This window comes from Elstera sp. (assembly GCF_044372965.1).
GTDB lineage: Bacteria > Pseudomonadota > Alphaproteobacteria > Elsterales > Elsteraceae > Elstera.
In genome coordinates this window covers 1-4,436 of the sequence record NZ_JBILQX010000241.1, presented here as the reverse complement: position 1 = coordinate 4,436, position 4,436 = coordinate 1, and the positions used below count along the sequence as shown (strand labels likewise).

At 54.0% G+C, this 4,436-nt stretch carries 5 protein-coding genes and 1 riboswitch; all 5 genes read right to left on the bottom strand.

Annotated elements, in window-relative coordinates; all coding sequences use genetic code 11:
• Positions 1-1,014: phosphomethylpyrimidine synthase ThiC (locus tag ACIQ36_RS18745; RefSeq protein WP_395832182.1), on the bottom strand; the 1,014-nt coding region annotated here is incomplete at its 3' end.
• A gap of 85 nt (positions 1,015-1,099) precedes the next feature.
• Positions 1,100-1,222: riboswitch (TPP riboswitch) on the bottom strand.
• Positions 1,223-1,273: 51 nt separating this feature from the next.
• Positions 1,274-2,410, bottom strand: coding sequence for a hypothetical protein (locus ACIQ36_RS18740; RefSeq protein WP_395832180.1), 1,137 nt, complete (start codon positions 2,408-2,410; stop codon positions 1,274-1,276).
• Between the two features lie 73 nt (positions 2,411-2,483).
• The gene (locus tag ACIQ36_RS18735; RefSeq protein ID WP_395832178.1) at positions 2,484-2,759 is read right to left on the bottom strand and encodes an AbrB/MazE/SpoVT family DNA-binding domain-containing protein; all 276 of its coding nucleotides are present in this window, start codon (positions 2,757-2,759) and stop codon (positions 2,484-2,486) included.
• A 24-nt stretch (positions 2,760-2,783) separates the two neighbouring features.
• On the bottom strand, positions 2,784-3,725 hold the full coding sequence (locus tag ACIQ36_RS18730; RefSeq protein ID WP_395832175.1) for a carbohydrate kinase: 942 nt from the start codon (positions 3,723-3,725) through the stop codon (positions 2,784-2,786).
• The coding region (locus ACIQ36_RS18725; RefSeq protein ID WP_395832172.1) for an ROK family protein at positions 3,719-4,436 on the bottom strand (718 nt) is incomplete at its 5' end. The genes ACIQ36_RS18730 and ACIQ36_RS18725, both read right to left, overlap by 7 nt.

Below are 4,436 nucleotides of genomic sequence, written 5' to 3'. Positions count from 1 at the left end.
GTAGAGGAAATTCTCTTTATGATGCGCGAGGCACCATTTGGCGATGATCGAGCCACCGCGCGAGACGATCCCCGTGACCCGGTTCGCGGTCAACGGGATGTACGCGAGGCGCACCCCGGCGTGAATGGTGAAATAATCGACGCCCTGTTCCGCCTGTTCGATCAGCGTATCGCGGAACACCTCCCAGGTTAGGTCTTCGGCGACGCCATTCACCTTCTCCAGCGCCTGATAAATCGGCACGGTGCCGATCGGAACCGGGCTATTGCGCACCACCCATTCGCGGATGTTGTGAATATTGCGGCCCGTCGAAAGATCCATCACCGTATCCGCCCCCCAGCGGATCGCCCACACCAGCTTATCCACTTCTTCGGCCATCGAGGAGGTGACGGCGGAATTGCCGATATTGGCGTTGATCTTGGTGAGGAAATTCCGCCCGATCACCATCGGCTCAAGTTCGGAATGGTTGATATTGGCGGGCAGAATCGCGCGCCCGGCGGCGATTTCGCTACGCACGAACTCCGGCGTGATGAAATCGGGAATCTCGGCCCCAAAAGCCTCGCGGTCGCGTTCCAACGCATGCTTGGCCTGGGCGCGGCCCATGTTTTCGCGCAGGGCCGCCACTTCCATTTCCGCCGTGATGATGCCAGCGCGGGCATAGGCCATTTGCGTGACGGCTTTCCCCCCCTTGGCGCGAACCGGTGTATGCTGAACCGGGAATGGTTCGACCGAGCCCTGTGCCCGCAACGCTTCGGCGAGCGCGCTCGTATAGCTTTCGGTATCGCCGCGCGCGTCCACCCAGGCGGCACGGGGGCGGTCAAGCCCTTGGCGAATATCGATTGTCACCGAGGGGTCGCTATAGGGGCCGGAGGTATCATAGACCGGAAACGGCGGCTCCCCGGCGGAAGGATGCAGGTGGATCAACCGCAGCGGCGCACGAATATCGGCACGCGACCCGGTGATATAGGCTTTTTCAGAGGCCGGCAGCGCGCCGGTCGTAACTTTAAAATCGTGCATCGAGCCTCTCCCGATTAAATCAGAGACAGACCCGGATACGGCGGGGATAAAGAAAAGACGGATGCCGTCCCATAAAGGGAATCGGGGCAGCCCGCGCGTTCAGTCCCTTCGCCGGTATGAACCGGATCAGGTTCTAAGGGTCGCTGTGCCGATCTTGGTTAGATCCAACAGCCTCTCAGCCCCTTGCGGGACTCCCCTCGAAACATTTAACTAATTGATATTTTATGTATGGGTGTCAAGCGAATCTAGAGTCATGATCTTACCTTTGCCCACCATCTTTCCGTGTCTGCTTTTTAGCAATAGTAGCAGAATATTCTTTTGCGCTTAATTTTTTTTGATCAATGTAAAACTCTTGATTTTTCACAATATCTTCAGAAATTAAATGCTTCCAGTCTAACAAGGAAAGACCATCGCATACCTGGACACCAATTACCGACTTAACTAAATTTTTTCCTAAAAGATATATTATGTCCTCTTTCTTCATATTGAATCCATAATTCAATTTTGGATCGGCCACGAGTAACGGGATAAATTCTGAAAACCACGTCCCATCGGTCAGAGGTTTTATCATCATTTTTGACTTTGAACCTTTTTGACGAACTGAGAAATCTTTATGATGAGAATCGATAATTTGCTGATTCGCTTGCCGAGCAGATAATACCGTAGGAAGCATTTGTGATGCTGCTGGGTGCCAAAAAACATAATAACACAAAGAGTCCAATAATAAATCTTCCCCTTCAGAGACCGAATGATTCAAACGTTTTCTCAATTCCTCCTCTACCTCAAGAAGACACGTTAACTGTTCATAATCTGGAATTAACGGAGATTTTCTATGTACAGAAACCCGATTATCGTTAATAACTTTTTTTGCTTGAAACAAAGAAACTTTATATTCATCAGCAGAAATTGGTATTATTATACAAAAATCAGCACCTAATGCTGACTCACTTCCTTCTGTTTTACAATCTGCTCGATACATATTGAATTTATTATTTGAAAAATCCGGGCCTGCAATTACATTAATCATGTCAATGCATGCAGTTATTGCGCCAAAAATCTCTGCATTCTGCACCTCTTCATGATAATCCCAAACTGTCGCGTTCCGAAGGTGACACAATGCAGCGACTTGAAAAATCCAAAATAAAGCACACATACATTCTGAAGAAGGATTAATATTTTGATTATCAAAATATTTTTCAGACACTAAGTTTTGACGCACATTAAAAAATTCTCTTTTCGCAGTATCTATAGTTATAGTAGTTTGCTTTAATATATTCGTTTTTTCTAAACAATAACTTTCTTTGAATAAATCAGCACCAATTCTTTGATAGTTTTTATAAACTCCATCGAGCTGATCACAAAATTTCGAGACAACGACTTCAAACATATGATTCATATCTCATCTCCAAAATGCTGATTTAAAATTTTGCGCGATAAAAATTTTTTGTCAATTGAATAGAATGGTATTTTTAAAACCTTACGGCGAATGGACGTTCGCGTAAGTCCTGCACATCCTCAATCGCCCTCTGCATCTCTTCAAGAGAGACCGACGGAGCATTCTCACGGGCGAGGATCCCATAAACGTCCTTCAGGGACCATTTCTTCGGAATACTGTGCAACTCAACGCGGCCATCGGGCTTGAGGATGATTTCGAGCCGCCCGCCGGGCTGCACGCCCAGGTGATCCAGGATCGCCTGGTCCAGACGAAGCTGACCTTCCGTCGTAATCGTGACTTCAACCCCCATCGTTCCACTCCTTTCGAGAAGAACCTAGCCTAGCGTTGATAGCCTACCATAGGCCAACTCATGGGCCCAGGGTGGGTTCGCGCCGGTGCGCGAGACCGTAACCGCTGCCGCCCGGGCTGCAAGATCGAGCGCGCTGCTGAGGTCGCTGAGGTCAAGCTTCGCCAATCCATCCGGCGTTAGGCGTTGGCGCGCGGCAAGCCCGGCAAGAATGCCCGCGGCAAACGTATCGCCCGCGCCAATGGTATCGGCAACCACCACCCGTGCGGCGGGGATCGCCACATGGCCGCAGGCGGCCCAGGCTTCCGCCCCGGCCCCGCCGCGCGTAACGACGATGAGTTTAACGCCCGCCTCCAACCATTTCTCGATCAAGCCGTCGCCGCCGATCCAATCCAAATCCTCATCGGAGAGTTTGAGAATATCGGTCACGGCGATGAGCCGGTCGAGCCGGGCGCGATAGGCGGCGGCATCGCCCAATAATGCGGGGCGAATGTTGGGGTCGAGCGAAATCAACCGCTTGCCCGCTTCGCGCAGGGCCAAGGCTTCAAAGGCGCTCCCACACGGCTCTTGCACGAGGCTTGTCGCACCAAAATGCAGCGCCGTGATCGCAGGCGGCAAAGCCGGAAGATCGGCGTCGGACAGCATCACCCCCGCCGAGCCTTGATCGACGAACCGATAGCGCGCCTGGCCCTCGGTCAGGGTGACGAAGGCCATCGCCGTAAAACGATCCGTTTGGGGCGCTAAATCGGTCCGCACGTTGCTCGCCGACAGGCTGGCCCGCAGCATGTCGCCGAAGGGATCGGTCGAAATCGGCGCGAAGAAACTCGCATCGGCCCCCAAGCGGCCCAGGGCTATCGCCGTATTGAAGACTGCGCCGCCCGCGAGCGGCTGCAAACACGGGTGCCCATCGGCCGAAACCGTCGGCACCATATCGATCAGCGCGTCGCCGCAGCAAAGGATTGTCACCACACCGCCTCCTTCAGCATCACTTTCGGGTCGAGCAGGTACGAGTCGAACAGCGGCAAGCTCGCCCCGCCAATCGCCCGCGCCATGCTGCCCGTCGTTCCTTCCACCACTTCCGGTGCAATGATGCCTTGCAGATCAAGCCGCCCTAGCGCCGCCCGCGTGGCCACCACGAGCCGCGCACGCACCGACACTGGAAAAGCGCCATCGATGATCGCCGCCGAAAAATCGATCACCGAGCAGGAGGCCGCAATCGCTTGCGCCAAATTATCAGCGGTCGTTTCGATCCAAGCGTCGAGCACCGCACCATAATCGTCCCAATCATCCGGGTTGCGCCACAGCAAGGACGGATCGTCCCCCGCCGCCTTCAACGCCTGTTCGAGCATTAGGAGCGAGGCGACATTGATGAGCTGCCCCCATTTCTGGCCCGCACTGCGCACCGGCATCGACCCCACGGCCCCGGCATTGCCCGTGCGACCCCGATAGACGGTGCCATTCAGCACCACGCCACCGCCAATGAAGTAGCCGACGAAAAAATAGATGAAATCCGGGTAGGCCGCGCCTTGCCCGAAGGTGAGTTCGGCCCCGCAAGCCGCCGTCGCATCATTCTCCACAAAGACCGGATAGGGCTGTACGGCAGCGAGTGTCTGGACCAGATCCGTATCGCGCCACGCCGACATATCGGCCCCGACGATATCGCCCCACAGCCAAAGCTCG

Coding starts and splice junctions, on each gene's coding strand:
- ACIQ36_RS18740 (WP_395832180.1), bottom strand. CDS start 2,410: ATGAATCATATGTTTGAAGTCGTTGTCTCGAAATTTTGTGATCAGCTC.
- ACIQ36_RS18735 (WP_395832178.1), bottom strand. CDS start 2,759: ATGGGGGTTGAAGTCACGATTACGACGGAAGGTCAGCTTCGTCTGGAC.